The 26,100-nt window shown below is 70.7% G+C and carries 24 protein-coding genes and 1 pseudogene; 12 read left to right on the top strand and 13 right to left on the bottom strand.

The annotated features are described in order from the left end of the window. Both ACTHK2_RS13825 and ACTHK2_RS13820 read right to left on the bottom strand, forming a co-directional pair. A partial coding sequence (locus ACTHK2_RS13825) for an HlyD family secretion protein (protein ID WP_440246299.1) occupies positions 1-601 on the bottom strand: 601 nt, incomplete at its 3' end. Between the two features lie 57 nt (positions 602-658). After that, a complete protein-coding gene (locus tag ACTHK2_RS13820; protein ID WP_440246298.1) occupies positions 659-1,252 on the bottom strand; it encodes a TetR/AcrR family transcriptional regulator in 594 nt (197 codons plus the stop codon). 69 nt (positions 1,253-1,321) lie between these two features. On the opposite strand from ACTHK2_RS13820, the gene ACTHK2_RS13815 reads away from it, so the two are divergent. Continuing rightward, positions 1,322-2,926: a DHA2 family efflux MFS transporter permease subunit gene (locus tag ACTHK2_RS13815; protein WP_440246297.1), complete on the top strand. Its 1,605-nt coding sequence runs from the start codon at positions 1,322-1,324 to the stop codon at positions 2,924-2,926. Positions 2,927-2,947: 21 nt separating this feature from the next. On the opposite strand, the gene ACTHK2_RS13810 is transcribed toward ACTHK2_RS13815, so the two are convergent. Then, the gene (locus ACTHK2_RS13810) at positions 2,948-3,529 is read right to left on the bottom strand and encodes an FMN-dependent NADH-azoreductase (protein WP_440246296.1); all 582 of its coding nucleotides are present in this window, start codon (positions 3,527-3,529) and stop codon (positions 2,948-2,950) included. A gap of 117 nt (positions 3,530-3,646) precedes the next feature. On the opposite strand from ACTHK2_RS13810, the gene ACTHK2_RS13805 reads away from it, so the two are divergent. The 9 genes from ACTHK2_RS13805 (at position 3,647) to ACTHK2_RS13765 (ending at position 13,447) form a co-directional block, all read left to right on the top strand. Next, the gene (locus ACTHK2_RS13805; RefSeq protein WP_440246295.1) at positions 3,647-4,624 is read left to right on the top strand and encodes a LysR substrate-binding domain-containing protein; all 978 of its coding nucleotides are present in this window, start codon (positions 3,647-3,649) and stop codon (positions 4,622-4,624) included. A gap of 68 nt (positions 4,625-4,692) precedes the next feature. Further along, positions 4,693-5,292, top strand: coding sequence for an NAD(P)H:quinone oxidoreductase (wrbA, locus tag ACTHK2_RS13800; protein ID WP_440246294.1), 600 nt, complete (start codon positions 4,693-4,695; stop codon positions 5,290-5,292). Further along, positions 5,289-5,624 carry a DUF2069 domain-containing protein gene (locus ACTHK2_RS13795; protein ID WP_440246293.1) on the top strand — a complete coding sequence of 112 codons (336 nt, stop codon included), beginning with the start codon at positions 5,289-5,291 and terminating at the stop codon, positions 5,622-5,624. Before wrbA ends, ACTHK2_RS13795 begins: the two co-directional genes overlap by 4 nt. An 86-nt stretch (positions 5,625-5,710) precedes the next feature. Next, complete coding sequence (locus tag ACTHK2_RS13790; RefSeq protein WP_440246292.1) at positions 5,711-7,000, top strand: YihY family inner membrane protein; 1,290 nt, start codon at positions 5,711-5,713, stop codon at positions 6,998-7,000. Between the two features lie 5 nt (positions 7,001-7,005). Next, a complete protein-coding gene (locus ACTHK2_RS13785; protein WP_440246291.1) occupies positions 7,006-7,506 on the top strand; it encodes a TlpA disulfide reductase family protein in 501 nt (166 codons plus the stop codon). Positions 7,507-7,509: 3 nt separating this feature from the next. Next, positions 7,510-7,776, top strand: a complete 267-nt coding sequence (locus tag ACTHK2_RS13780) for an acylphosphatase (protein WP_440246290.1) — start codon at positions 7,510-7,512, stop codon at positions 7,774-7,776. Positions 7,777-7,779: 3 nt separating this feature from the next. Continuing rightward, positions 7,780-8,586, top strand: coding sequence for a pseudouridine synthase (locus ACTHK2_RS13775; RefSeq protein WP_440246289.1), 807 nt, complete (start codon positions 7,780-7,782; stop codon positions 8,584-8,586). Continuing rightward, positions 8,583-10,931 (top strand): winged helix-turn-helix domain-containing protein, encoded by a 2,349-nt coding sequence (locus ACTHK2_RS13770; protein ID WP_440246288.1) that lies wholly within the window; start codon positions 8,583-8,585, stop codon positions 10,929-10,931. Before ACTHK2_RS13775 ends, ACTHK2_RS13770 begins: the two co-directional genes overlap by 4 nt. A 182-nt stretch (positions 10,932-11,113) precedes the next feature. Continuing rightward, positions 11,114-13,447, top strand: a complete 2,334-nt coding sequence (locus ACTHK2_RS13765; RefSeq protein WP_440246287.1) for a hypothetical protein — start codon at positions 11,114-11,116, stop codon at positions 13,445-13,447. A 158-nt stretch (positions 13,448-13,605) separates the two neighbouring features. Here ACTHK2_RS13765 and ACTHK2_RS13760 read toward each other — a convergent pair whose 3' ends face one another. Continuing rightward, positions 13,606-14,730: a dipeptidase gene (locus ACTHK2_RS13760; protein WP_440246286.1), complete on the bottom strand. Its 1,125-nt coding sequence runs from the start codon at positions 14,728-14,730 to the stop codon at positions 13,606-13,608. A gap of 146 nt (positions 14,731-14,876) precedes the next feature. Between ACTHK2_RS13760 and ACTHK2_RS13755 the strand changes: the two genes are divergently transcribed. Continuing rightward, positions 14,877-16,016, top strand: coding sequence for a serine hydrolase domain-containing protein (locus ACTHK2_RS13755; protein WP_440246285.1), 1,140 nt, complete (start codon positions 14,877-14,879; stop codon positions 16,014-16,016). 4 nt (positions 16,017-16,020) lie between these two features. Here the strand turns inward: ACTHK2_RS13755 and ACTHK2_RS13750 are convergent, their stop codons facing one another. Together ACTHK2_RS13750 and kbl are read right to left on the bottom strand one after the other, a co-directional pair. Next, positions 16,021-17,604: a winged helix-turn-helix domain-containing protein gene (locus ACTHK2_RS13750; RefSeq protein ID WP_440246284.1), complete on the bottom strand. Its 1,584-nt coding sequence runs from the start codon at positions 17,602-17,604 to the stop codon at positions 16,021-16,023. Next, positions 17,601-18,794 (bottom strand): glycine C-acetyltransferase, encoded by a 1,194-nt coding sequence (gene kbl, locus ACTHK2_RS13745; RefSeq protein ID WP_440246283.1) that lies wholly within the window; start codon positions 18,792-18,794, stop codon positions 17,601-17,603. Before kbl ends, ACTHK2_RS13750 begins: the two co-directional genes overlap by 4 nt. A gap of 193 nt (positions 18,795-18,987) precedes the next feature. Between kbl and ACTHK2_RS13740 the strand changes: the two genes are divergently transcribed. After that, positions 18,988-19,287 carry a hypothetical protein gene (locus tag ACTHK2_RS13740; protein ID WP_440246281.1) on the top strand — a complete coding sequence of 100 codons (300 nt, stop codon included), beginning with the start codon at positions 18,988-18,990 and terminating at the stop codon, positions 19,285-19,287. Between the two features lie 55 nt (positions 19,288-19,342). Here the strand turns inward: ACTHK2_RS13740 and ACTHK2_RS13735 are convergent, their stop codons facing one another. From ACTHK2_RS13735 to ACTHK2_RS13705, 7 genes and pseudogenes are all read right to left on the bottom strand, one after another. Continuing rightward, complete coding sequence (locus ACTHK2_RS13735; RefSeq protein ID WP_440246280.1) at positions 19,343-20,716, bottom strand: hypothetical protein; 1,374 nt, start codon at positions 20,714-20,716, stop codon at positions 19,343-19,345. A 17-nt stretch (positions 20,717-20,733) separates the two neighbouring features. Next, positions 20,734-21,897, bottom strand: a pseudogene (locus ACTHK2_RS13730) (acyltransferase family protein). 54 nt (positions 21,898-21,951) lie between these two features. Then, positions 21,952-22,911: an acetyl-CoA carboxylase carboxyltransferase subunit alpha gene (locus ACTHK2_RS13725; protein WP_440246279.1), complete on the bottom strand. Its 960-nt coding sequence runs from the start codon at positions 22,909-22,911 to the stop codon at positions 21,952-21,954. Positions 22,912-23,016: 105 nt separating this feature from the next. Next, the gene (locus ACTHK2_RS13720; RefSeq protein ID WP_440246278.1) at positions 23,017-23,415 is read right to left on the bottom strand and encodes a GFA family protein; all 399 of its coding nucleotides are present in this window, start codon (positions 23,413-23,415) and stop codon (positions 23,017-23,019) included. Positions 23,416-23,464: 49 nt separating this feature from the next. Then, on the bottom strand, positions 23,465-24,583 hold the full coding sequence (locus ACTHK2_RS13715; RefSeq protein ID WP_440246277.1) for an alpha/beta fold hydrolase: 1,119 nt from the start codon (positions 24,581-24,583) through the stop codon (positions 23,465-23,467). Between the two features lie 92 nt (positions 24,584-24,675). Further along, entirely contained in the window at positions 24,676-25,767 is a 1,092-nt protein-coding gene (locus ACTHK2_RS13710) for a hypothetical protein (RefSeq protein ID WP_440246276.1), read from the bottom strand. A 132-nt stretch (positions 25,768-25,899) separates the two neighbouring features. Further along, positions 25,900-26,100, bottom strand: a 201-nt coding sequence (locus ACTHK2_RS13705; protein WP_440246275.1) for a hypothetical protein, incomplete at its 5' end; no start/stop codon positions are given.

Genomic DNA, 26,100 nt, shown 5'->3' with positions numbered 1-26,100 from the left:
CGCCGCGCGCATCGGTCACCGCGGCCTGGTCGCGGCTGACCGCGAGCGCCGCGCGGCTGTGCTCGGCATTCGCCTGCGCGGTGACCTCGGCCGCGCGATACTGGTCGACGTCGCGGCGCGCGACCGCGCCGCTGCGCACGAGATCGTCGTAGCGGCGCCGATCGGCCTCGGCGAGCGCCCGTTGCGCGTCGGACGAGCGGATCGAGGTCTGCGCCGCGCGCACGTTCGACGCGGCGAGACGCTGCTCGGCGTCGTGCGTGGTGAGGGCCGCCTGCGCCGCGGCGATCGCCGCTTCGGCGTTCTGCACGCTCGCGCGCGCGGCGGCGACGCGTGCGTCGAACTCCTCGGCGTCGATGCGCACGAGCGGGTCGCCCTTGCGTACGCGCTGGTCGTGCTGCACGAGCACTTCGGCGACGAGGCCGCGCACCTTCGGCGCGACCACCGAGCTGTCGGCCTGCAGGTAGGCATTGTCGGTCGATTCGCTGCGGCGCGGCGCGTACAGCCAGAGCACGCCGCCGAGCGCGACCGCGCAGGCGATCACCGCGGCGAACAGCGGGCCGCGCGCGCGGGGCGGGATCGGGGTGGAGGTATCGGTACTCATGAGGCCATCACCGGCAGGGTGGGGATTGCACTTGCGTGCGGATTTCGCGGGTCTTGATCACGCGCGCGGTTCGAGACCGAAGCGGCGCTGCAGTTGCCGCTTCGACGCGGCGAGGATCGCGTCCGACCGCTTCGCATCGGGCTCGACGCGCGCGAGCGCGAGCGCGCCGACGAGTTCCGCGACGAGCGAGCGCGCTTCGCTCCCGGGTTCGGGGCGCTCGAGTTCTTCGAGCATCTTCGCCAGGCGCGCGACGAGGTGGTGCACGCCTTCGGCGTAGACCGCGCGCGTTTCGTCGGTCAGGCGCGGCAGGTCGGACGACAGCGCGGCGATCGGGCAGCCGCTGCTGCGCGCGTCGCGGTGCTTCTTCGACAGGTAGAACTCGATGTAGGCGCGCAAGCCGGTGCGTGCGTCGAGGCCTTGGGTCTCGCGCACGAAGCGCTCGCGCGCCTGCTCGAACATGTGGCTGATCGCGGCCGTGACGAGTTCGTCCTTGGAGGTGAAGTGGGCGTAGAAGCCGCCGTGGGTGAGGCCGGCCTCGGCCATCACCGCGGCGACGCCGACGCGTTCGGGACCGGCCGCGCGGATCGCGCCGGCTGCCGCGTCGAGTACGCGCTCGCGTGTCTTCTGCTTGTGGTCGCTGTCGTAGCGCATGGCGACGCCTTGATCGTTGATATGATTGTCATCATATAATCGCCGCCGCCCGATTTCAAGGTCATCCCGATGCCCGCCTCGCTCCCGCCTTCCCGCGCCGCCGACGCCCCGCTCGTGCCTTCGGCGTTGCCGCTCGCGCAACGTTTCCTCATCTTCGGCGTGATGGCATTCGGCCAGTTCATGGCGCTGATCGACATCCAGATCGTCGCGGCCTCGCTCAACGACGTGCAGGCGGGTTTGTCCGCCGGCCCCGACGAGATCAGCTGGGTGCAGACCGGCTACCTCATGGCCGAGCTCGTGATGATCCCGTTCTCGGCGTTCCTCGCGCAGGCGCTGTCGACGCGCTGGCTGTTCGCGCTGTCGGCGGGCCTCTTCACCCTCGCGAGCGCGCTCTGCGGCGCGGCATGGGACATCGAATCGATGACGACGTTCCGCGTGATCCAGGGTTTCGTCGGCGGCGCGATGATCCCGACCGTGTTCGCGACCGGCTTCGCGTTGTTCGACGGCAAGGACCGCGCGCTGATCCCGGCGATCCTCGGCATGGTGTCGGTGCTGGCGCCGACGCTCGGGCCGACCGTCGGCGGCGTGCTCACCGAGGCGTTCGGATGGCGCTCGATCTTCTACGTGAACATCGTTCCCGGCATCGCGGTGACGGCGCTCACGGTGATGTTCGTGCGCGTCGACAAGGCCGATCTTTCGATGCTCAAGCGCATCGACTACGTGCACCTCGTCGCGATGGCGGCGTTCCTCGGCGGGCTCGAGTACGCGCTCGAGGAAGGGCCGCGTTACCAGTGGCTGGACGATCCGGTCGTCGCGACCGCGGCATGGCTGTCGCTGGTCGGCTTCGGCCTGTTCCTCGAGCGCTCGCTGCGCTCGCGCGCGCCGGTCGTTCGGCTCTCGCCGTTCCGCGAGCCGACGTTCGTGTTCGCCTGCGTGTTCAACCTCGTGGTCGGCTTCGGGCTCTACTCCTCGACGTACCTCATCCCGCTGTTCCTCGGTCGCGTGCGCGGGTACGACAGCCTGCAGATCGGCACGACCGTGTTCGTGACCGGCATCGCGCAGATCGTGAGCACGATCATCGCCGCGCGCCTGTCTCAGCGCATCGACCCCCGCGCGATGATCGCGGTCGGCCTGCCACTGTTCGCGGCGAGCCTGTGGCTCGCATCCGACATGACACCCGAGTGGGGCTTCGGCGCGCTGCTGCTGCCGCAGGCGCTGCGCGGCCTCGCGATCATGCTGTGCATCGTGCCGAGCGTGACGCTCGCGCTCGGCGGCTTCGCGGGCCCGGAGTTGCGCGCGGCGTCGGGGTTGTTCAACCTCATGCGCAACCTCGGCGGCGCGATCGGCATCGCGGTCGTGAACACCTGGCTGCAGGACGAAGCGCGCATCCACGTCGCGCGCTTCGGCGAAAGCCTCGGCGAAGCCGCGCGCAGCGCGCCGGACACCGTCGCCGCGCTCGCCGGCCGCTTCGCCGCGGTGACGAGCGACGCCGCGCACGCGATGCTCGTCGCGCAAGGCGAGATCGCACGCATCGTCACGCGCGCTGCACTCACGCTCGCATTCAACGACGTGTTCCGCCTGATGGCCTGGATGTTCCTCGTCGCGCTCGTGCTCGTGCCACTGTGCCGGCCGCCGCGCGTCGCGGCCGCCGCCGCCCCGCCCGGCGAGCACTGAGCGGCGCGCGGGGCGTGCGACTCACGCTGCGAGGCGGCGCTCACCCGCGATCGAAGCGTGCGCCGCGGCGACCGCGCGCTGCCTGCTCTCCGGCGACAGGTTCACGCCTTCGGCGCGCACGACCTCGACGTCGGTGACGCCGAGGAAACCGAACACCTTGCGCAGGTAGTCTTCCTGGAAGTCCATCGCCTCGGCGGGGCCTTCGCTGTAGATGCCACCGCGCGCGGAGACGATGATGACCCGCTTGCCGCCGGCGAGGCCTTCCGGCCCGTTCGCGCCGTAGCGGAACGTCTTGCCCGCGACGGCGACACGGTCGATCCATGCCTTCAGGGTGCTCGGGATCGAGAAGTTGTACATCGGCGCGCCGATGACGACGACGTCGGCGGCGAGGAACTCGTCGAGCATCGCGTTGCCGGCGCGCGCGGCGGGGTCGCTCGCGTCGGCGACCGGGGCCCAGTGCGGCAGCGGCTGTGCGGCGAGGTCGTGGTAGACGACCTCGGTACCGGGGTTGGTGCGCGTCCACGATTCGACCAGGGCGCGGCCGAGTTCGCGCGTGACCGAGTGAGTGCCGAGGGCGCTGGAATCGACATGGAGCAGTTTCATGACGGGTCTCCTTGGACCGCGGGAAGCGGTGCTTCCAACGGAGGAAACGATATGGCGTGGACAATCGACTGATAAGTCCGCCAAAATGCGATGGTTCGTTCACCCATGGAAACGATCATGACGGCGGCCGACGGCGCATTGCACGACCTCAACGACCTGCGTTTCTTCGCGGCGGTGGTCGAACACAAGGGCTTTTCGGCCGCGGGACGCGCGCTCAACACACCGAAGTCGCGCCTCAGCAAGCGCATCGCGCAGCTCGAGGAGCGCCTCGGCGTGCGCTTGTTGCAGCGGACCACGCGGCGCTTCGCGGTGACCGAGATCGGCGAGCGTTTCTACGCGCACTGCCGTGCCGCACTCGAGGAAGCGCGCGCAGCGCAGGACGTCGTCGACGAATTGCGCGCCGAGCCGCGCGGCGTCGTGCGCCTGAGCTGCCCGGTGGCGCTCGTGCAGACGATCATCGGCCACGTGCTGCCCGATTTCCTCGCGGCGTACCCGAAGGTTCAGGTGCGCGTGCTGTCGAGCAACCGCCGCGTCGACGTGATCGGCGAAGGCTTCGACCTCGCGATCCGCGTGCGCGACAAGCTCGACACCGACGCCTCGCTCGTGCTGCGCACGTTCGGCCATTCGCGTGCGTTGCTGGTCGCCACGCCCGCGTTCCTCGACGCGAACGGGCGCCCCGCGCAACCCGACGACCTGGAGCGCCTGCCGCTCCTGTCGATGCTCGAACACGACGGCGCGCAGATCCTCGAGCTGCACGGGCCCGACGGTGCGAAGGCGAGCGTGGAAATGCAGGCGCGCGTCGTCTGCGGCGATTTCGCGCTGCTGTTCGAAACTGCGCGGCGCGGGCAGGGCGTCGCGACCCTGCCCGAATTCGTCTGCGCGCCCGCGGTGGTCAAGGGCGAACTCGAGGTCGTGCTGCCGGACTGGGCGATGCCGCAGGGCGTGATGCACTTCGTCTATCCGAGCCGGCGCGGCCAGTTGCCCGGCGTGCGCGCGATGGTCGAGTTCCTCGCCGAGCGACTGCCGTCGGCCGTGGAGCGCAAGCACCAGCAATGTTGTGAGCCGAAGGGCCGAAGGCCGAAGGCCGAGGGCTGACGGCTGGAATGCACGCTGCGCAGGCGTGCGTCGCTTATCATCGGCGCACGATCCGCCGAGCACTGCCGATGAGCGAAATCCTCGTCCTCTACTACAGCCGCACCGGCAAGGTCGCACAGCTCGCGCGGCTCGTCGCGCGCGGCGTCGAGGAAGTCGACGGCATGCGCGCACGCGTGCGCAGCGTGCCGCCGGTCGCGCCGGTCACCGAGACCGCGGCGCCGCCGGAGCCCGACGAAGGCGCGCCTTACGTCACGCGCGAGGACCTGCGCGAGTGCGCGGGGCTCGTGCTCGGCAGCCCGACGCGTTTCGGCAACATGGCGGCGCCGCTCAAGCACTTCCTCGACACGACGTCGGCCGAATGGGCATCGGGCGCGCTGGTCGGCAAGCCCGCCGGCGTGTTCACCGCGACGAGCACGATGCATGGCGGCCAGGAGACGACCCTGCTCTCGATGATGCTGCCGCTGCTCCACCATGGCGTGCTCGTCGTCGGCATTCCCTACACCGAAGCCGCGCTCAACCGCACGCGCGGTGGCGGATCCCCGTACGGCGCGAGCCATGTCGCCGGCACGAGCGGCGCGAATCCGATCGACGACGACGAGCGCATGCTCGCGCGCGTCCTCGGCCGTCGCGTCGCCGACGTCGCGGCGAAGCTGGAACGCGGCGCATGATGCCGCAGCGCCTCGGTTTCGGCGCGTGGACCGCGCTCGTGCTGCTGCAGCCGCTCTGGTACCTGTGGCTCGCGCCGCCCGCGAACGGCAAGCCGCTCTACGCCCTCGCGCTGACCCTTCCGCCGCTGCTGCTGCCACTGTTCGCGCTCGCGCGGCCGCGCCGCGCGTTGCTGTGGCTCGGCATCATCGCGTTGTTCTATTTCTGCCATGGCGTCGTCGCCGCGTGGGCGGTGCCCGCGGCGCGCGTGCCGGCGTTGCTCGAAGCGGTGTGCTGCGCGGTCGTGATCGGCGCGATCGGGTGGGATACGCGGCAGCGCAAGCGGAGGGAGTGACCGGCGGGACGCGCTGCGGGCGTGCCTCCGTCGACCCTCGGGGCCCGCACATTGGCCAGTCAGCCTCCCTGCGTTAGGCTCGGCGCATGCTGCTCGACCGCCTGCTACGGCTCGTCCATTCGCGCTACGACCGCGATCGCATCGTCGCGTTCCTCGAGTTCACCTGGCGGCGCTTCCTCGAGGATCGTTGCCTGCAGACCGCGGGCGCGCTGTCGTTCACGACCGTGTTCGCACTCGTGCCGCTCACCGCCGCGGTGCTCGGCGCGCTGGCCGCGTTCCCCGGTTTCGCGGGGTGGCGCGAGCAGGTCACGGTGTGGGTGTTCGAGAACTTCGTGCCCGCGGCGGGCAGCACGGTGCAGGGCTATCTCACCCAGTTCGCCGACAACGCGAGCCAGGCGACCGCGGTCGGCGTGCTCGTGCTGCTGTTCAGCGCGGTGTCGCTGATGATGAGCATCGAGGACGCGTTCAACCGCATCTGGCGCGTGCAGGTCGCGCGACGCGCCGGCGCGCGCTTCGTCGTCTACTGGACCGCGCTGTCGCTCGGCCCGCTGCTGCTCGTCGCCGCGCTCGCGATCAGCTCGTACGCGTTCGCGTTGCCGTTCATCGACGCGGCGGAGGCGCAGTTCTCGCTCAAGGCACGCGTGCTCGCGGTGCTGCCGTTCCTGCTCGTCTGGAGCGCGCTGGTCGCCGCCTACGCGGTGATTCCCAATCGCAGCGTGCGCCTGCGCCACGCGCTGTTTGGCGCGCTGCTCGCGACCACGCTGTTCGAACTGGCCAAGCGCGGCTTCGCGCTCTACGCGACCCGCTATGCGAGCTACCAGCAGGTGTACGGCGCGCTCGCGATGGTGCCGATCTTCATCTTCTGGATCTACCTGTCGTGGGCGATCGTGCTGTTCGGTGCGTCGATCACCGCCTCGCTCAACGCGTTCGACTATCGACCTGCGTCGCAGCGCCTGCCGCGTGGACACGAACTGACCGGGCTCCTGCGCGTGCTCGGCCATTTCGTCGTCGCGCAGCGCGAAGGGCGCGGCCTGCACAGCGCGCAGCTGTGCGCGCTCGAGCCGTTCCTCACCGACGACCTGCTGCAGCGCTACCTCGGCGACCTGCACCGCGTCGGCGTGATCCGCCGCGGCGAACTCGGCGAATGGATGGTCGTGCGCGACCTCGCCCAGGTGCGCCTGCTCGAACTCGTCGACGAAGGTGGCTACCGCGTGCCGCTCGATGCCGCGGGCCTCGACGGCCTCACCGCGCCTGCGGCGGTGTTGATCGCGCGCCTCGGCGGACACATGCGCGAGGCGCTCGCCTTGCCGTTGGCCGCGCTGTTCGCGCCGGATGTACCATCGAAGGCCGACATCCCCTCGCCGAAACCGGTGTAGCACGCATGACCTCTTTCATCCGCGCCCTCGCGCTCGCCTGCATCGCCGCCGTCGCCGTCGGCGTGGTCCACGCCGACGAACCGCGCGTGACCAGGGCGAAGCCGGAGCTCTCGATCAAGACCCTCGACGGCAAGACGTTCGACCTGTCCGCGCAGCGCGGGCACTGGGTGATCGTCAATTTCTGGGCGACCTGGTGCTCGCCCTGCATCAAGGAAATGCCGGACATCTCCGCCTACGTCGCCGCGCACGCGAAGGACGTGAGCGCGATCGGCATCGCATGGGAAGACACCGAGCGCGACGAGATCGACGCCTTCGTCAAGCAGCATCCAGTGGCGTACGCCCTTGCCCAGGGCGACGTCTACAACCCGCTGCCCGACTTCGAAGTGCCGCGCAGCCTGCCGGTCACATTCCTGATCGCGCCGGACGGCAGCGTCGCGAAGAAGTTCACCGGGCCGATCACCGGCGACGATCTCGACAAGGCCATGGCCGCCGGCAAGGCCCGGTAGGCGATGGCCGGCGCGCGCTTCCACGTGTCCGGTGTCGTGCAGGGCGTATTTTTTCGCGCCTCGACGCAGGCGCGTGCGCGCGAACTCGGACTCACCGGCTGGGCGAAGAACCTCGCCGACGGCCGCGTCGAAGTCGTCGCCGGCGGCGATGCCGCGGCGATCGACGAACTCGAGCGCTGGCTGCAGCGCGGTCCGCCGGGCGCACGCGTCGATGCGATCGAGCGCGAGCCGTTCGACGTGCCGGCGGGCGACGGTTTCGCGCGGCTCTGACACGTGCGCCCGCGCCGGCCCGGGGTGTCGCGCGCGCGGCCTGTCGCGACGGGCGCGGCCGTGCCGCGCCACGGTCTCGCGCGGGTCATCTCCAAGCTCGGCGTCGCCTCGCGCACGCAGGCCGAGCGCTGGATCGCCGAAGGACGCGTCAGCGTCGACGGACGCGTCGTGCGCGACGCCGAGCGGCCGACCGATGCGGCGCGCGAGCGCATCGCGATCGATGGCGGCGAGGTCGCCGCGCGCGAGCGCATCTACCTCGCCGTCAACAAGCCGCGCGGCCTCGTCACGACGGCGGCTGACGAACGCGGGCGCGACACCGTCTATGCCTTGCTCGACGGCTCGGGCCTGCCATGGCTCGCGCCGGTCGGACGTCTCGACCGCGCGAGCGAAGGCCTGTTGCTCTTCAGCAACGACAGCGGCTGGGCCGCGGCGATCACCGCGCCCGATTCGCACCTCGACAAGACCTATCACGTGCGGATCGACCGCCTGCCCGACGCCGCGCTGCTCGCGGCGATGCGCGCCGGCGTCGTCGAGCGCGGCGAACGCCTCGCGGTCAAGGCGGTGCAGGAACTTCGCCGCGGCGAGCAGCACGCTTGGCTCGAGATCGTCCTCGATGAAGGCCGCAACCGGCAGATCCGCCGCGTGCTCGCTGCACTCGGCGTCGGCGTGCTGCGGCTCGTGCGCGTGGCGATCGGGCCGCTCGCGCTCGGCACGCTCGCCAAGGGCGGCTGGCGCCGGCTCGAGCCGCACGAAGTCGTTGCGCTCGCGCCGCCGTCGGCGCCGCGGGCGCGTACTAAAATGCGCGGATGAACTACCGCTTCGGGCGCTGGCGCATCGCGCCGCAAGCCCGCGAACTCTGGCACGACGAGCGCCTGCAGCCGGTCGCACGGCGCGTCTTCGAATGCCTCGCCTACCTCATCGAACACCGTGAGCGCGCGGTCGGTCGCGACGAACTCGTCGCCGCGCTGTGGGGACGCGTCGACGTCGCCGACGTGCTGGTGAGCCAGCTCATCGCGCGCACGCGCCGCACGATCGGCGACGACGCACAGGCGCAGCGCGCGATCCGCACCGTGCCCGGCTTCGGGTATCGCTGGGTGATGCCGATCGAAGCGATCGATCCCTCCGTGGCCGACGACGCGCCGGTCGGGGCGACCGCGGCGCCGCCTGCGGCGCCTGCCGCATCCGCGGACGGTGCCGCAGCGACCGTGCCGGCCGACGCACCGGCGCGACCACGCAAGCGGCGTGGCGTTTTCGTCGTACTGGCGTTCGCCGCGGTGGCTTCCATCGCGATGGCCGCCTGGCAGTTCTCCATGCGCCATCCCGCGCCCGCGCCGGTCGCGCCAGCTGCGCCCGCCGATGCGGAGGTCGTGCTGGTCCTGCCGTTCGACGTGGCGGCGGCGCGCGAGCAGGGCTGGCTGCGCCTGGGCGCGATGGATCTCGTCGCCGAACGCCTGCGCGCGGCGCAACTGGCCGTGCCGCCGAGCGACAGCGTCGTCGCCGCCCTGCATGCGCACGCTGCGGCCGACGAGGCCCGGCGCGAGCAGGACGCGGTCGAGGCGTTCAATCCGCGCCTCGTCGTGCGCGGTCGTGTGCGACAGTCGAGCGAAGGCTGGCTGGTAGAGCTCGATGCGGTCGACGACCGCGGTACGAGCCACCGCGTGAGCGCGACGCGCGCGCAGCCGACCGAGGCTGCGCGCCAGGCGAGCGGGCTGCTGCTCGCGGCGCTCGGGCATCGTGGCGCGGCGGACGAGGAAGGCGGAGCCGACCCGCTCGACGATCGCCTGCAGCGCGTGCAGGCGGCGATCCTGGGCAGCGAGTACGACCTCGCGCGCGAACTCATCGAGCAGTCGTCGCCGGCCGAGCAGAACGATCCGCAGCTGCGCTACCGCTCCGCCCAGATCGAGTTCCACCTCGGGCGCATCGAGCAGGCCGACACGATCCTGCGCGCGCTGCTCGCGGACCCCGCGACGTTGCCGTTCGAGCTGCGCACGAACGTGCTCGTCTCGCGCGGCATGCTGGCGATGCGGCGCGGCGACTGCGCCGCGGCGGAGCCGTGGTACGACGCGGCGGTGCGTGTCGCCGAAGCGGACGGCAAGGCGCTCGCGCAGGGCAATGCGCTGGCCGGACGCGGGCTCGCGCGCGCCTGCCTGCATCGCTACGACGATGCGTCGAACGATCTCGGCCTCGCGCGGGCGCGCATGGCTGCGGCCGGCGATGCGCTCGGGCTTGCCCGCGTCGACAACTACCTCGGCCTGCTCGACGCGGACCGCCGCCGCCTCGCCGACGCGCTCGTCGACTTCCGCGCGGCGGCGGCGACGTTCGAGCGCTTCGGCGTCGTCGACGCGCAACGCGCGGTCCTCAACGGCCAGCTCGAGGTGCAGGCCGACCTGCTGCAGCATGCCGACGCGCTCGCGAGCAGCGAGCGGCTGTGGGCGCTGCGCGCGCAGATCGGCGACCCCGGTCAGCGCCTTGCGCTCGCCGCCAACCGCGCGCGTGCGCTCATCGACGTCGGCCACCTGCAGGCGGCAGCGCAGGTGCTCGCTGCGACCGCCGACGATCTCGCCGCGGCGACCGAGGCCGGCTACGCCCACTACGTGCATGCACAAGGTGCGCGACTGGCCGAACGCCTCGGCGATCGCGAACGCGCGGTCGCAGAAGCGCGCTTGGCGCTCGCGGCATGGCCGAGGCAGCCCGACGACCCCCTGCGCGAGCGCACCGCCTGGTTGCTCGCACGCGCGGGCGTGCATGAGTTCGCCGAGGGCGTGCTCGACGATACCTCACCGTATGCGGCGCTCGTGCTCGCGACCCGGGCGCGTGCGCAGGGCGATGCGCCGGCTGCGGAGCGGCACTACGAGCGCGCGCTGGCCGCGGCGGAGCAGCGTGGCGTGCCGGCGACGGTCGCCGATGCCGCGATCGCGTATGCGGGCTGGCTGCTCGAGCGCGGCGACGCGCGCCGCGCGGCGGAGATCGGCGGGCGCGTCGCGCGCTGGGCGGACCGCGACTTCGACTGCGCGGAACTGCAGGTCGCGCTGTACCAGGCGCTCGGTCGCGAGGACCTGCGCCTCGTCGCATTGCGTCAGGCCGATGCCCTCGCAGGGGAGAGGCAACTGCGTACCGGCCTGCGCGACGCGGCGGCGCCGCCCGCGCATTCCTGATCGCCCCGCCCCCAACGTCCTGATCGTATTGGCGTTCTATGGCGCCGCTAGCGCCCTGCTAGCGGTTTGCTAGCGGCTGCGAATGGCGCCCTCGCGCCGCTCGTGCAGGCTCGGGCTTTCGTCATGCGTCCGTCATCGCGGTGTCGCCGCGGCGACGCCGCTACCCCTGCCGAGGTGTACCGATGCCCGCCCGTTCCGCCAACTGGTTGTTGCTGTTCACCGCGTCCGGCCTCGCCGCCCTCGCCGGTGCACGTTCCGCCGACGCCGTCGAGCTGCCGTCGCTGCAGCGCGTGGCCGCGCATGCGCCGCGCGCGTGCTCCGCCGACGGCTTGTGCGTCGATGTCGGCGTCGCGCTCGCCGACCCCGGCCAGCCCGACGCGTGCAGCACGCAATCGAGTGTCGTCGCCGACGTCGGCGATCAGCTCGCCTGGTGCTACACGCTCACCAACGGCAGCGACCACACGCTGTCCTGGCATACGCTCACCGATTCGCTGCATGGTGACCTGTTCGCGCAGCTGCACCAGGACATCGCGCCCGGCGAGAGCTGGCGCTACATCAAGCTCGAAGTGGCCGGGGCCGTCGTCGACGGCGACGTCGACGCGAGCTGGACCGCGAGCGGCACGCGCCCCGACTATGCGGTCGACGACGGCGTCGCGTTCGACTACGTCGACGCGAGCGACGGCACCCTGCTCGATCTCACGGGTGGCTTCGCGCACGCGCGCTCGGCGCTCGTGCAGGCGCCGTTCCCGGTAGACCTGTTCGGCACGCGCAGCGACATGCTCTGCATCGGCGCAAACGGCGCGATCCAGCCGGGCGGCACGCCGTGCGCGATCCCGATGACCTATGCGTTCCCGTCGACCTACGTCACCGCGGCGATCGCGCCGGCGTGGAGCGGGTACGCCGACAGCGTCGGCAGCGTCTACACGAAGGTGCTCGGCAGCACGCCGGGCCAGCGTCGCTTCGTCGTCGAATGGAAGGACCTTGCGCTCGACTGGCCGTCGATGCCGGGTTTCACGTTCGAAGTGATCATCGACGAGGCGAGCGGCGGATATCTCTTCCAGTACCTATCGACGGGCGCGGGAACCGGGGATTTCGGCGATGCGGGCGACCAGGCGATCGCCGGCTTGCAGGCGGACGGCACCACGGCGCAGGCGTATTCGAGCTTCGCGCCCGTGCTGACGCCGGGCAAGGCGGTGCGGTGGACCTTGCAGCCGCCCGCCGATGCGCTGTCGGCATCGGCAAGCGTGCATGCGGACGTCGGTGCGCCGCATCTCGTGCTGCCGGTCGCGCAATTGAATGCGTTCGCCGCGAGCGGCATCAGCGTGAGCCAGCCGATCGTGATCGGCAACGACGGCAACCGCACGCTCGAGTGGAGTGCGGGCGAATACCCGTCGTCGTCGGTAGCCGCGCATCCGCGGCGTTCGGTCGCGCGTACGGTGTTCGACGCCTCGGCATTGCAGCGCCGACCGGCGAAGACCGTGGGCCGATCCTCGCGGACATCGACGGCCGGCGTGCTCGGGGGGACCGGCCTGCCGGCCTATGCGGTGCAGCTCGACACGAACACCGGCGCGCAGGACTACATCGGCTTCGACCTGTTCGCGCCCGACGCGGGCAACGCGCAGGTGATCGTGCCGGACATCGATCTCGCGGGCATGTACGTCGCCGGCGGCGACTTCGTCGACAACGACTTCAGTCGCGAGTGGATGCTCGACTACTACTACGACGAGCTCTACACGCTCGACACGAGCGACGGCAGCAAGGCCCTGGTCGGTTGGCCGGTGCCGCAGCGCGCGCAGCCGAACGAAGCGTGGTGGGGCGCCGCATGGGACCCGGCGAGCGGCGTGCTGTACGCGGCGTCGAACGCGACCAACGGCTGGTCGGGCCTCTACGCGATCGACCGGCAGAGCGCCGTCGCGACCTTCATCGGCAAGATCGACACCGGCACGCCCACCACGATCGCCGACATCGCGATCGACCAGTCCGGCGCGATGTACGGCCTCGACACGCTCAACGACACGCTCGTCGCGATCGACAAGGCGAGCGGCGCGGCGAGCGTGGTCGGCCCGCTCGGCGTCGACGCGAAGTTCGCGCAGGGCATCAAGTTCGACCGCTCGACCGGCATCCTCTACTGGACGTCGTACGACGCGAACGGCGCCGCCGCGGTGGCGACGATCGACCCGGTCACCGGAACGCCGACGCCGCTGGTGCCATCGGGCGACCAGCGCCAGCTGTTCGCGCTCGCGATCGCCAAGGCCGGTGGTGACTGCACGCAGCCGCTCGACGCGCCGTGGCTCAGCCTGTCGACGGCGAGCGGCACGCTCGCGCCGGGCGCACCGTTCGGCGTCTACGACGTCACGTTCGATGCGACGACGATCGCACCGGGCGACTACGAGGCGTCGATCTGCGTATTCAGCAACGATCCCGCGCGTCGGACGCAGCCGGCGATCGTGCCCGTGCATTTCAACGTCGCGCCGGCCGGTGGCGACACGCTGTTCGAAGACGGCTTTGACGGCTGACTTTTTCCGCTGCGCGGCGCCGCCCTCTCGGCGTCGCGTAGGTGCCAGGCCTGGCTGCGCCGACTCCCTCCGCCAGCCGCCGAAGCACTGGGCCCGCCTCGTGCGGGCGCGCGCCTTTCGTCAGCACCGCGACCGCCTCTGCGGGCGCGTGCCGTTCTTCAGACCATCACCTCGCGCCACAGCCGCGCGAAGTTGGCACCGAGCACCTTCTCGATGCGCGCATCGGAATGGCCGCGACGCGACAGCAGCAGCGCGATGCGTTCGAAACGCGAAGGCGTGTTGAGGTCGGGCGCGAACGTGAATGAATCGGCGCGCTCGCCCGGTGCCGCGATGCCGCGCCGGGCGCGTTCGGCGATCTCGTCGGCGAACTGCTTCTTGTACGCCTCGGTGACCTCGACGCCCGAGGTCGTGCCGTCGGTGCCGATGCCGACGTGGTCCTCGCCGCACACGTCGAGCGCGTGTTCGAGGTGCCGGATCACGTCGTCCGCCTGCACCTGACCCTGCGCGCGCAGGTACGGCATGATGTAGATGCCGGCCACGCCGCCGCGCTCGGCGAGCAGGCGCAGTTCTTCGTCGCGCTTGTTGCGCGGCGCTTCGGTGACCGCCGCGCAGCCCGTGTGGGTGATCGCGACCGGGCGCTTCGAAGAGAGGATGCCCTCGCGCGTGGTGCGCTGGCCGCAATGGCTGAGGTCGATCAGGGTGCCGCGCTCGTTCAGGCGCGCGACGAGCTCGAGACCGAACCGGCTGAGCCCCGCGTTGCCCGGTTCCATGCAGCCGTCACCGACGAGGTTGCGGCGGTTGTAGGTGAGCTGGACGATGCGCACGCCGAGATCGTGGAACAGGTCGAAGCGCTCGAGGTCCTCGCCGTACATGGTCGTGTCCTGGAAGCCGAACACGATGCCGAGGCGGCCGCTGCGCTTGGCCTCGTCGAGTCCTGCGCCACGCACGACCTTGAGCAGCGTGTCCGGGTGCGCGGCGATCTGCGCGTCCCAGAACGCGATGTTGCGCAATGTCTTCTCGAAATCGTCGGCGTAGCTCCCGACCGCGCCGACCGTGAAGTTGATCGCGGTGACGCCGCCGGCACGGATGTCGGCGAGTTCGCCTGCGTCCAGCGCATCGCCGTCGGGTCGACCCGGCGAGCCGCAGGCATCGACGACGATCGCGTCGCGGTAACGCGGCCAAGTCGCGGCCGCGGTCGCGGCGAAGGCGCGCGGGCAGGCCGCCCATGCCGCGCCCGCGCCGCAGGTCGCGAGGAAGGTTCGGCGGGCAGGTGAGTCGGGCATGGACACCTCGCGGGATCGATCGGGTGGGGGCGTCGCGCCGTCGCATGAGCGCTGCGAGGCGCTTTCACAATTCTTCATTCGCGTTTCCGGCACTTCAGCATGCGACGTGGCGGAGTGCGCGGGCCATTCCGGCCCTGGAGGAGTATATGCAGATCCGTTCGTTCGCCCGCCTGCTCTGCGGCTTCACGCTCGCAGCCGCAGCCGGCACCGCCCATGCCGCGTACCGCCCGCCCGAACGCACGGGCGACGGCTGGCCGGTCGCGGACGCAGGCAAGCTCGGCTGGAACGTCGACATGCTGGCCGGCGTCGAGGCGAAGGTCGCCGACGGTACCTACAAGGGCATCACGAGCGTCCTCGTCGCCGACCACGGCCGCCTCGTCTACGAGGCTTACTTCAACGGCGGCGCGCGCGATACGCTCAACGACATGCGCTCGGCGACGAAGACGCTGACGGCGCTGCTCGCGGGTGCCGCGATCGAGCGTGGCCTGGTCCCCGACGTGCACGCGAAGGTGTACCCGTACTTCGCCGATCGCAAGCCGTTCCTGCATGCGGACGCGCGCAAGGACGCGTTTACGCTCGAGGACCTGCTGACGATGAGCTCGCTGTGGGAATGCGACGACGACAATGCCTACTCGAGCGGCAACGAGGAGCGCATGTACGTGACCGAGGACTGGCTCCGCTTCGCGCTGGACCTGCCGATCAAGGGCTTCGCGCCGTGGATGAAGAAGCCGGCGGACAGTCCCTACGGCCGCGCGTTCTCCTACTGCACGGCCGGTGCCCACGTCGCCGGTGCGCTGGTCGAGCGCGCCACGGGTCGCCACCTCGATGCGTTCTCGGCCGAGGTGCTCGAGCGTCCACTCGGCATCGCGCGCACGCAGTGGAACTTCGCGCCGGAAGGCATCGCGATGGGCGGCGGCGGCACGCGCCTGGCCACGCGCGACGCGGCGAAGATTGGCCAGCTGCTCGCCGCACAGGGCGAGTGGCAGGGCCGGACGGTGATCGCGAAGGCGTGGATCGCGGCGATGCTGACACCGCACGCGCAGGCACGCGACGATGCCGAGTACGGCTATCTCCTCTGGCGCTTCCATTTCGAGCGGGACGGCCACGATTGGGCCGCATGGGCGATGGCCGGCAACGGCGGCAACTACGTTTTGGTGATTCCCGAACGGCAACTCGTCGCGGTCGTCACGAGCACAGCCTACAACCAGCGCTACGCGCACCCGCAGTCGAAGGAGATCTTCCGCGAATTCGTGCTGAAGGCGATGCCGGCGCGCGCATCGCCGTGAGGTGTCAGCGCGTGCCGGCGTCGGCTTCGGTCGGCAGGCCGTCGGCAAGGACCGCATCGCGTTCACGCGCGACCGCGCGGCCGATCGCATCCAGTGTCGCGGCGAAGCGTGGATCCGCCGCGAGCGGGCGGAACAGCGCCGAGGTCTGCAGGTAGGCACGGTCGCGATAGCCCGCATCGGCCGCGCGCTGCAAGGCGTCGAACGCTTGCTCGCGCGCGCCGCGCGCGAGCTCGAGCACGGCGAGGTCGAGCCAGCCGTCGGGCCAGTCGCCGCCGCCTTCGAGCGAGGCGCGCAGTTCGTCCGCGCGCACGGCAATCCATGCCGCGTCGGCCGGCGTCGGCGAATGCAGCCCGGCGAGCAGCGCCGCTCGGCCCGCGTGCGGCCGCAACGCGGCTGCCCGCGCGAACGCTTCGCCGGCGGCAGCGCGCTCGCCCCGCAGCAGCGCGAGTTCGCCTTCGAGCAGCGCGAGATCGGGATGGCGCGGGCGCTGCTGCGCCTGCTCCAGCGCCGCCGCGGCTTCGGCGAGGCGCCCCTGCAGGAACAGGCAGCGCGGATAGTCGACGTTGCCGAACACGTTGTCGGGATAGAGGCGGAAGACGCGCTCGTAGCGCCGCTCGGCCGCGGCGGTGAAGCCGAGCAGCTCGAGCACGCGCGCGATCTGCAGGTCGAGGAAGCGCGGCTGCGTCGCGCCGCCCCGTGCCTGCAGGTCCGCGCGCAGCGCGTCGGCGAGCCGGCCCTTGGCCGCATACAGGTTGGCCGCGGAGGCGAGGCTGTCGACGCGCGCCTGCGGGTCGAGCGCGACCGCGCGTTCGTATTCGCCGATCGCCGCGTCGATCTCGCCGCGACAGTCGTGCGCATAGCCTGCTGCAGCGTGGGCGAGGCTGTTGCCTGGCTGCGCCGCACTCACGCCCTGCGCCAGCGCTAGCGCTCGCTCGCTCCAGTCCGGCTCGCGGTTGTACAGGCATACGCGTGCGCCGTAGGCGAAGGCGAGGCCGAGGCGCGCGTCGACGTCGGCGGGCGTGTCGCGCAGCATTTCCTCGTACAGCGCGATCGCGCGCTCGTTGTTGTCGTCCTGGCCGATGCCGGCGTAGTAGCGCGCACGTTGCAGGCGTTCGTCCTGCACATGCGCGGGTGCGGCCGGCGAGGACGCGGAGCGCCACGCATGGGCTGCGACGAGCGCACCAGCGGTAAGCGCCGCGAGTGCGCCGGCGATGAGCGGTCGCCAGCGCCGCGGCGGCGCCTCGTCGGCGAGCGCCTGCGGGGGCGCGCACAGCTGGTAACCGCGGCCGCGCACGGAGCGCACGTAGCGCGGATGGCGTCCGTCGTCGCCGAGCGCCTGGCGCAGCAGCTTCACGCGCTGCGTCACGGTTTCCTCGTTGACCACGGCCGGTGCCCACACCGCGGCGATGAGTTCGTCGAACGTCACCACGCGCGTGCCGCAGCCGAGCAGGAATGCGAGCAGGTCGAAACTGAGTCCACCGACATCGACCTCGCCGCCAGCGCGCTTGACGCTGCGCGTGGCGGGATCGATCTCGAGGTCGAGCAGGCGATGGCGGCCCGCGCCGCCCGCCGGCGGCGCCTCGTTCATCCCTGGAGGACGCCGAGCTTGCGGCCGACACGGACGAACGCGTCGACCGCACGGTCGATCTGTTCGCGCGTGTGCGCCGCGCTCATCTGCGTGCGGATGCGCGCCTGGCCCTGTGGCACGACCGGGTAGAAGAAGCCGATCACGTAGATGCCCTCGTCGAGCAGTTCCTTCGCGAAGGCCTGCGCGAGCTTGGCGTCGTGCAGCATGACCGGCGCGATCGGATGCGTGCCCGGGCGGATCTCGAAGCCGGCATCGGTCATGCGCCGGCGGAAGTACAGCGCGTTGTCGTTGACCTTGTCGCGCAGGTCCGTGCTCGAGGAGAGCATCTCGAACACCTTGATCGACGCCGCGACGAGCGGCGGCGGCAGCGTGTTGGAGAACAGGTACGGCCGCGAACGCTGGCGCAGCAGGTCGATGATCTCCTTGCGGCCGGTCGTGAAGCCGCCGGAACCGCCGCCGAGTGCCTTGCCGAGCGTGGAGGTGAACACGTCCACTTCGTCCATCACGCCGTGCAGTTCGGCCGAGCCGCGGCCGGTCGGGCCGACGAAGCCGGTCGCGTGCGAGTCGTCGACCATCAGCAGCGCGCCGTACTTCTTCTTCAGCGCGACGATCTCGTCGAGCTTGGCGATGTAGCCATCCATCGAGAACACGCCGTCGGTCGCGATCAGGCGCGTGCGCTTGCCCTGCGTCTCGGCGAGGTGCTTTTCGAGTTCGGCCATGTCGCCGTTGGCGTAGCGCCGCCGCTCCGCCTTGCACAGGCGGATGCCGTCGATGATCGAGGCGTGGTTGAGCGCATCGGAGATGACCGCGTCCTCGTCCGACAGGATCGTCTCGAACAGGCCGCCGTTGGCGTCGAAGCAGCTCGTGTAGAGGATCGTGTCGTCGCTGCCGAAGAAGCGCGAGATCGTGGCTTCGAGTTGCTTGTGCAGGTCCTGCGTGCCGCAGATGAAGCGCACCGAGGCGAGGCCGAAACCGTGCGTGTCGAGCGCATGCTTGGCCGCGGCGATCACGTCAGGGTGGTCGGCGAGGCCGAGGTAGTTGTTGGCGCAGAAGTTCAGCACTTCGCGGCCGTCGTCGGTGCGGATCGCGGCCGACTGCGGCGTGGTGATGACGCGCTCGGTCTTGTACAGGCCCTGGTCGCGGATCGAGTCGAGTTCGGCGGCGAGGCGGCCGCGTGCGGCGAAGTCCATGGAGACGGGTGTTCCGGAGCGGAAGGAGATGTCTATGGTAGCGCAGCGCCACCGTGCGACGTGGTCGATGCGTCGGCCGCGAAGCGCGTCACGCGCGGGACGCCGCCGGTTGCCGCCCATGCGGCACGGGTCTAGGCTGCACGGGCGGCAGCGGGTCGCCGCGACCTGTTCATCCATCCTGGGAGGGGATCCAGTGGTCATCAAGCGCATCGGTGTAGTCAAGGCGGGCGTGATCCAGGCCTGCGTCATGGCATTGTTCGGCCTCATCATTGGCCTGTGTTTCCTGCTATTCGGCTCCATGCTCGCGGGCCTGACCGGCGGCTCCGACGGCAGCGCGGCGGCAGGCGCGCTAGGCATGCTCGGCGGCATCGGCATGGTGATCTTCCTGCCGATCATGTACGGCGTGACGGGTTTCATCGCGGGCGTGATCGGCGCGGCGATCTACAACCTCGTCGCCGGCATGGTCGGCGGCCTCGAGATCGAGGTCGAATAGGCACGGCGCGGGATGGCGGTGCGATGCCGCCATCCCGTCGCGACCGCCAGGCGCCTCATTCGACGTCGAGCGGAGCGGGCTCGCCGCTGCGCGCAGACGGCGGCGCGCCCGCGCGACGCACGCCGATCACGATGTTCCAGCCACGCTCGGTAAGCGCACGGCGTGCAGCGAGGCTCGCATCGCCGGCGACCAGCACGGTCTTGTTCTTGACGCGCAATTCCGGCCGATCGAGGAAGCGCTCGACTTCGGCGGTCGCGCTGAGGCGATCCACCGGCAGTGGCAACACGAGTTCGCCGTCCGCGTCGATGTAGGCGAGTCCTGCGCCGACACGCTGCAACGTGCCGTGCTTCGCGCGCGCGCCGAGGTGCGCATCGACGAGGCGCAGCGCGTTGACGAGGAAGCGCGCTTCCAGGTCCGAATCCGCGGTCATGCCGAGTTCGAGCACGTCGTCACAGCCCTGCGCGGGTTGCAACGCGTCGAGCGCATCGGCGAACCCGGTCTGCAGGGTCGGCGAAAACGCGCCGCGGCGCAGGAACTGGCGGATCAGCAATTCGTCGCGGCAATGCTGCTGCAGGCGCTCGCGATTGCGCGCGCGCAGGTCCTCGGGCGCGAGTTTCCAGACGATGCCGTTGATGCGCGCGCCCTGCGCGAGCACGCCGGCACCGACGCCGCCGAGCGTGCCGAGCGCGCCGCCGGCACCGAAATCGCCGGCGCTGGCGACCCAGGCGAGCGCGGACAGGCGTTCCTGCGCGTACGGATTGCGCGTGTACGGATCGATGCCGAGGCGCTGCGCGAGGTCGCGCTTGGCCTTGCCGTACTTCACCTGGCGCTTGAACTCCCGTCCAGCCTCGCGCGCGATCGAGGAGTACCAGTGCTTCTTCTTCGGCGCGTCGGCGCGTTCCTCGCGGCCGTCGGTCATCGGCCCTTCGTCGGCCGGATACGGGTCGCCTTCGTTGCCGAAGCGGCGCGCCGCGCGGTCCGACGCGCTCTGCGCCTGCGTGCCGATTTTGGCGAGGCGCTGGCCGAAATAGCGCGCGACGCCGGCGGGAATGCCGAGCACCGTGTCGACCGGATGCAGCACGACCTGCGCGAGGGCCTTCGCGGTCGCCCCGATGCGGCTGCCAGCCGCGTGCAGGAACGCGTCCGAACGGGTGACGGCGTCGAGCGCTTCGAGCGCCGGCAATTCCGCTTCGCGCTCGGCGAGGATCTCGACGCTGTCGGCCTCGAGCGGGCCGAAGCGCGTGTCGAGCGTGAAACGGGCCATGTAGCCGCGCAGCTCGACGTGCGGATCGACCTCGAAGCCGGGGCCGGAGAGCAGTGCCGGCTGCACGAGCGTCGCGGCGTCGATGACGGGTTCTTCCTCGAATTCGTCCGGAGCCGCAGGTGCGAACACCGGTGCGACGCAGAGCGCGGCGCACAGGACTCGCACGAGATGCCACGTCGCGTTCACACGCGTGCCGCGGGATCGGCCGCGACCAGCTCTGTGCGCACGCCGGGGTCGCGCGCGCGTCCGCGGCCGAGGCGCAGCGCAGGCCGCTCGACGACGCGGTAGGACGCTTCCGCGAGCAGCAGCGCGAGCAACAGGATCGTCGGCAGCGTCCACGGCAGGCGATAGCCGTCGATGCGATCGAATACGTGCGCGGCGTCGAGCCAGCCGATCAACGGGAAGTGCCACAGGTAAAGGCCGAAGCTGACCAGACCGACATGGCGCAGTGCTCGGTTGGCGAACAGCGCGTGCGCGACGCGGCTGCCGGCAGCGGCCGCGTACAACATGAGCGCGACGGCGGCGCCGACGACGCCGTGCCAGACGAACAGCAGCGGGTCCCCGTCCCAGTAGAAGCTGCTGCGCAAGTGGATCGCCGCGGCCATGAGTGCGACGAGCGCCATGCCGAGGCCGAACAGCACGTCCGCGACGGCCGGCCGGGGCAGGCGCCGCGCGATCGCCGCGCGCGTGTAGGCGTAGGCGGCGAGCATGCCGTACACGAACTGGTCGAGCCGCCCCGGCAACTGCTCCAGCGCGAGCACGCGCTGCGGCACCTCGGCCTGCGCGACCGCCGCGTACGCGAGGTGGCGGTACGCCTGCGTCTCCACCACCGCGAACACCAGCAGCACGATCCACCAGCGCGGGCGCAGCAGCAGCGCAAACACAGGCAGCACGAGGTAGAAGCAGAATTCGATCGGCAGCGTGTAGGTGACCGGATTGATCGGTGCGGCCGCGATCGAGCCGAAGTTGAACCACAGGACGAGGTTGCCGAGCAGCTGCCCCGCCGAAGGTCACGCGCCGACGCCGGCTGCGGCAAGCACGAGGAGCACGGCCAGCTGGGCGTAATAGGCCGGAAAGATGCGCAGGACGCGTCGCGCCCAGAACGTTCCGAGTGCGGGGCGCGGCATCGCGCCGAGCTGCCAGCTGGCGAACGGCAGGGACAGGAGGAACGCCGACAGCGTGAAGAAGATGTCGACGCCGGCCCAACCGCAGGAAAACGCGGGCGTGAGGTCGAGCGGACCGATCGCCATCACGCGCGGCCCGGCATCGACCCAGACATGGTAGAGCACGACCCACAGCGCGGCGAACCCGCGCAGGCCGGTCAGCGCGGCGAGTTCGGAGGGCATCGCCCGGCGGCTGTCGTTCATGCGCCGACGATCCCGTCCGTTCCGGACCCGGGGTCAGGTGCCGCTGAAGGCGCCGTAGCGGCGCAGGCGCTGGTAGCGCTTGTCGAGCAGCGCCGGAACCTGCAGCGTTTCGAGCTCGTCGAGCTGGTTCAGCAGCACCGCCTTGAGGCGCACCGCCATGCCGCGCGGGTTGCGATGCGCACCGCCGAGCGGCTCGCGCACGACCTTGTCGACGAGCCCTTGTTCGAGCAGGCGCGGCGCGGTCATGCCGAGGGCTTCGGCCGCGTCCTTCGCGCGCTCGGCGGTCTTCCACAGGATCGAGGCGCAGCCTTCGGGCGTGATCACCGAGTAGGTGCTGTATTCGAGCATGTTGGTGCGATCGCCGACGCCGATCGCGAGCGCGCCGCCCGAACCGCCTTCGCCGACGACGGTGCAGATGATCGGCACCTCGAGGCGCGCCATCTCGAGCAGGTTGCGCGCGATCGCTTCGCTCTGGCCGCGTTCCTCGGCACCGACGCCGGGATACGCGCCAGGCGTGTCGATGAAGGTGAGGATCGGCAGGCGGAAGCGCTTCGCCATCTGCATGAGGCGCAGCGCCTTGCGATAGCCCTCCGGTCGCGGCATGCCGAAGTTGCGCCGGATCTTGGACTTGGTGTCGCGGCCTTTCTGGTGGCCGATGATCATGACGCTGCGTCCGGCGACGCGGCCGAGGCCGCCGACGATCGCGGCGTCGTCCGCGTAGGCGCGATCGCCGGCAAGTTCGTGGAACTCCTCGCAGATCACGCCGACGTAGTCGAGCGTATACGGGCGTGCCGGGTGGCGCGACAGCTGCGCGACCTGCCACGGCGTCAGGTTGCGGAAGATTTCGGCGGTCTTCGTCTTCAGCTTGTCCTGCAGCGTCGCGATTTCATCCTCGATATTGAACGACTGGCCACGGCTGGCATGGCGCAGTTCCTGGATCTTGGCGTCCAGTTCGGCGATCGGCTGTTCGAAATCGAGGAAGTTCGGATTCATTCGCTGCAGTTCGCGCCAAGGCGGAGGCGCAAAGGGCGAAGTATAGCCGCTCGGGCGGGTCCGGTCAGGAGCCGCGCGCGGCCGCGGCGGCCGGCATGGCCGCGCTCACCCCTGCGGCCGGTCCGAATGCTGCGGCAGGCCGTCGTGGATCTCGAACCAGTCCGCCGTGGACGCGACGAAGATGTGCGCGCCGGGCCCTTGCGCAGCCGGCGTGTCGAGCGTGCCCATGCGCACGCGCACCTGGCTGATGCCGTCGCGGCGGCTCACCAGCGGCGAGCCGCAGCGTGTGCAGAACTCGCGCACGAGGGTCGCGCTGGAACGGTGCCGGCCGATTGCCTCGGCGCCGGCGACGACCACGAAGTCCTCGCCGTCGACGAGGACGTTCGCGGCGAACGCGGAACCGCTGGCCTCGCGGCACAGCGAGCAATGACAGAAGAACGCTGCGCCGAGGTCGCCGCGGATCTCGTAGCGCACGGTACCGCACAGGCAACTGCCGCTGTGCATGGATCGCTACGTCCGATGGAAAACGATGATGGGCGGATGGCGCCGCCGCTCAATCGGTGCGTGCGCCGGCACCGCGCTTGCGATCGGCGAGCGGTCGCACGTAGGCGAGCAGGCTGACCAGTGTCTTGCCCGGCTCCTCCCACGGAATCATGTGCGCGGAACGCTCGAACCAGACGCCCTGCTTCGACGGCGCCTCGAGCCGGTCGAGCCACGCCGCGGTCGGCGCCGATGGCGTGGTGTAGTCGTGGCGGCCCATGAACATCACGATCGGGATCGGGAAGCGCCGCACGCCGGTGAAATCGACCGCGAGGAATTCGGGCAGGATACGCCCCAGGGTGAACACGTTGCCGCGATCGATCGCGCAGACGTCGCGCGCGTCGTAGTCGGGCGACAGCATCGCCCCGTCGAAGTAGTACTTCGAATCGTCGCGGAACGCGCTGAGGCCGCCGTAGTACTGCGCCCACTTGCGCGCGATGACGATCCGCTCGCGCGTGATCGGCTGGTCGCCCGGATAGGGCGCGATCGATTCGAGTTCCTTCACGGCCGTCGTATTGCCGCGTGCCTTCGCCTGTTCGAGGCCGTAGTCGAAGCTGATCCGTTCGTTCTCGCGCGTGTTCACGACCTGGCCGATGCCGACGTAGGCATGGAACAGGTCCGGGCGCGCAAGCGCGGCCTTCATCGCGACGATCGTTCCCCAGCTGTGCGCCATCAGGATCAGCTTGTCCTGCCGATAGCGCTTGCGCACGTACTCGGCCACCTCGATCGCGTCGTCGACGTAGCGCTGGATGTGGATCGTATCGGCGATCGATTGCGGATCGACCGAGTTGAAGGTCTTGCCGGCACCGCGCTGGTCCCAGTTGACGATCGTGAAGTACTCCTCGAGTGGCCGTTCGAACTGCCACAGCGTCGGCGTCACCGGCGACGCCGGGCCGCCGTGGACGAACAGGATCACCGGGTTGCCGCGGTCCTGGCCGCGCACGTCGAGCCACTGGTCGATGCCGCCGATCTTCGTCGCATACGCCTCCTGCACGCCGTTCGGCGCGGTGATGCGGTCGAGATCGCGGACCACTTCACGCGCCTTCGCGTACGGCGCGACATCGGGGCAATCCTGCGCATGCGCGGAGGCGAAAAGGACGAACGGCAGCAACAAGGAGAGCAGGATCTTCACGCAGGACCTCGACGAATGCAGGGCGCCGGCAGCGCGACGCGCAAGCGCGGGATGGTAGCAACGCCGGAGTGCGTGCGCGATGGCGTCGAGGTTCAGCGTGCCGATGCGTCCGCGCGGGCGGACCGGACCAGGTCGTCGAGCACGGGCATGAAGTCCTGGCCGTTCCATGCCGCGATGATTGCGATGCGACGACGCAGTTCCTGCTGGTAGTGCGGTTCGAGGTAGATCGCCGGCGGCGGGAATGCGCGCGCGGCGTCGTCCCCGAGGTAGAGCAGGCCATCGGCGACCACTCCGATCGGGGGCCAGTCCGGCGCGGCGTGCAGATCCCACACCGGATGGCCGTCGCGCTGCACGAGTTCGGCTTTCCAGCCGGGCGCGATCAGGCCGAAGTCCGCGCGTGCGAGCTCCGCCGGTGCCGAGTGCACGTCGACGAAGGCCGGTGCATCGCCGATGTCGAGCCGCTCGGCCGCCGCCGTCGACGGCACCGGCACCACGTTCGCGAGCAGGCCCGGATGCCGGCCCTCGAGGAGCTCGGCGACGGTAGCGTCCGTCCAGCCGCCCTCGCTCGCGGGCAGGGCGCGCACCGCGTGGAGCTGCCCCGCGACGAGCCAGCCCGAGTGCCCCCTCGCGAGCACTTCACGCTCGACGGTCGCAGCGAACCATTCGTCGCGGTCGGCGGTCGCGGCCAATGCGTGCGCCGAATCGATCGACGACCAGTCGAGCGGCGGATCGCCGAGCACGACGCGCAGCGGATGCGCGCAGCGATGGTCGAGGTTGACCTCGCGCGCGGCGGCGTAGAACGCGGCGTACACGGGCGAATTCCAGGCGAACGGAACCGCGGTCTCGCGCCATGCCTGCCGCAGCTCCGCCTCGTCGACGTCCGCGCCGGCGATGTACGCGTCGACGATGGGCTGGAACCGCGCGTTGCCGAACTCGACCACGATGTCGTCGACGCGGCAGATGAAGCGCGGATCGCGCATGAGCCCGGCGAAGAAGGCGTGCTGCTCCGCGCTGCGATGGACCTCGCCGAACAGCAGCAGCGGATGCAGGTCGAACTGGCGTGCGAGCGCCTCGATTGCCTGCGTCGGCGAACCCGCGGGGCCGGCGTGCGCAGGCACGATGGCGCATGCGAATGCCACCACGGATGCGGCGAGTGCGATCGACGGGCGACGCGGCAACGGCATCGATGTTCGTCCGGAGCGTACGGCGAGGCTCGCACGCACGCGCGCGCTCGGCAAGCGCCTTTCCGATCGTGGGGCGTCAGGCTCCGACACGGCGCGCGCCGTGGCGGCGCGCGCCGCGTCGCCGATGTGCGCTCAGTGCAGCGTCCACACCACGTTGATGCCGAGCGAGCGTTCCTGCGCGAACGTCGACAATTCGTCGGCGGTCGCGTAGTAGTTTTCGTCGAACGCATTGCGCAGGTAGAACTGCAGGTCCAGCCCGTCGCGCACGCGCCAGCGCAGGTCCGCGTCGACGACGTCGACCGCATCGCGCTCGAGTTCTTCGAAGCCGGGGCG

This window comes from Dokdonella sp. (genome assembly GCF_051958935.1).
Classification (GTDB): Bacteria; Pseudomonadota; Gammaproteobacteria; order Xanthomonadales; family Rhodanobacteraceae; genus Dokdonella_A.
This window is presented reverse-complemented; position numbering and strand designations above follow the sequence as displayed.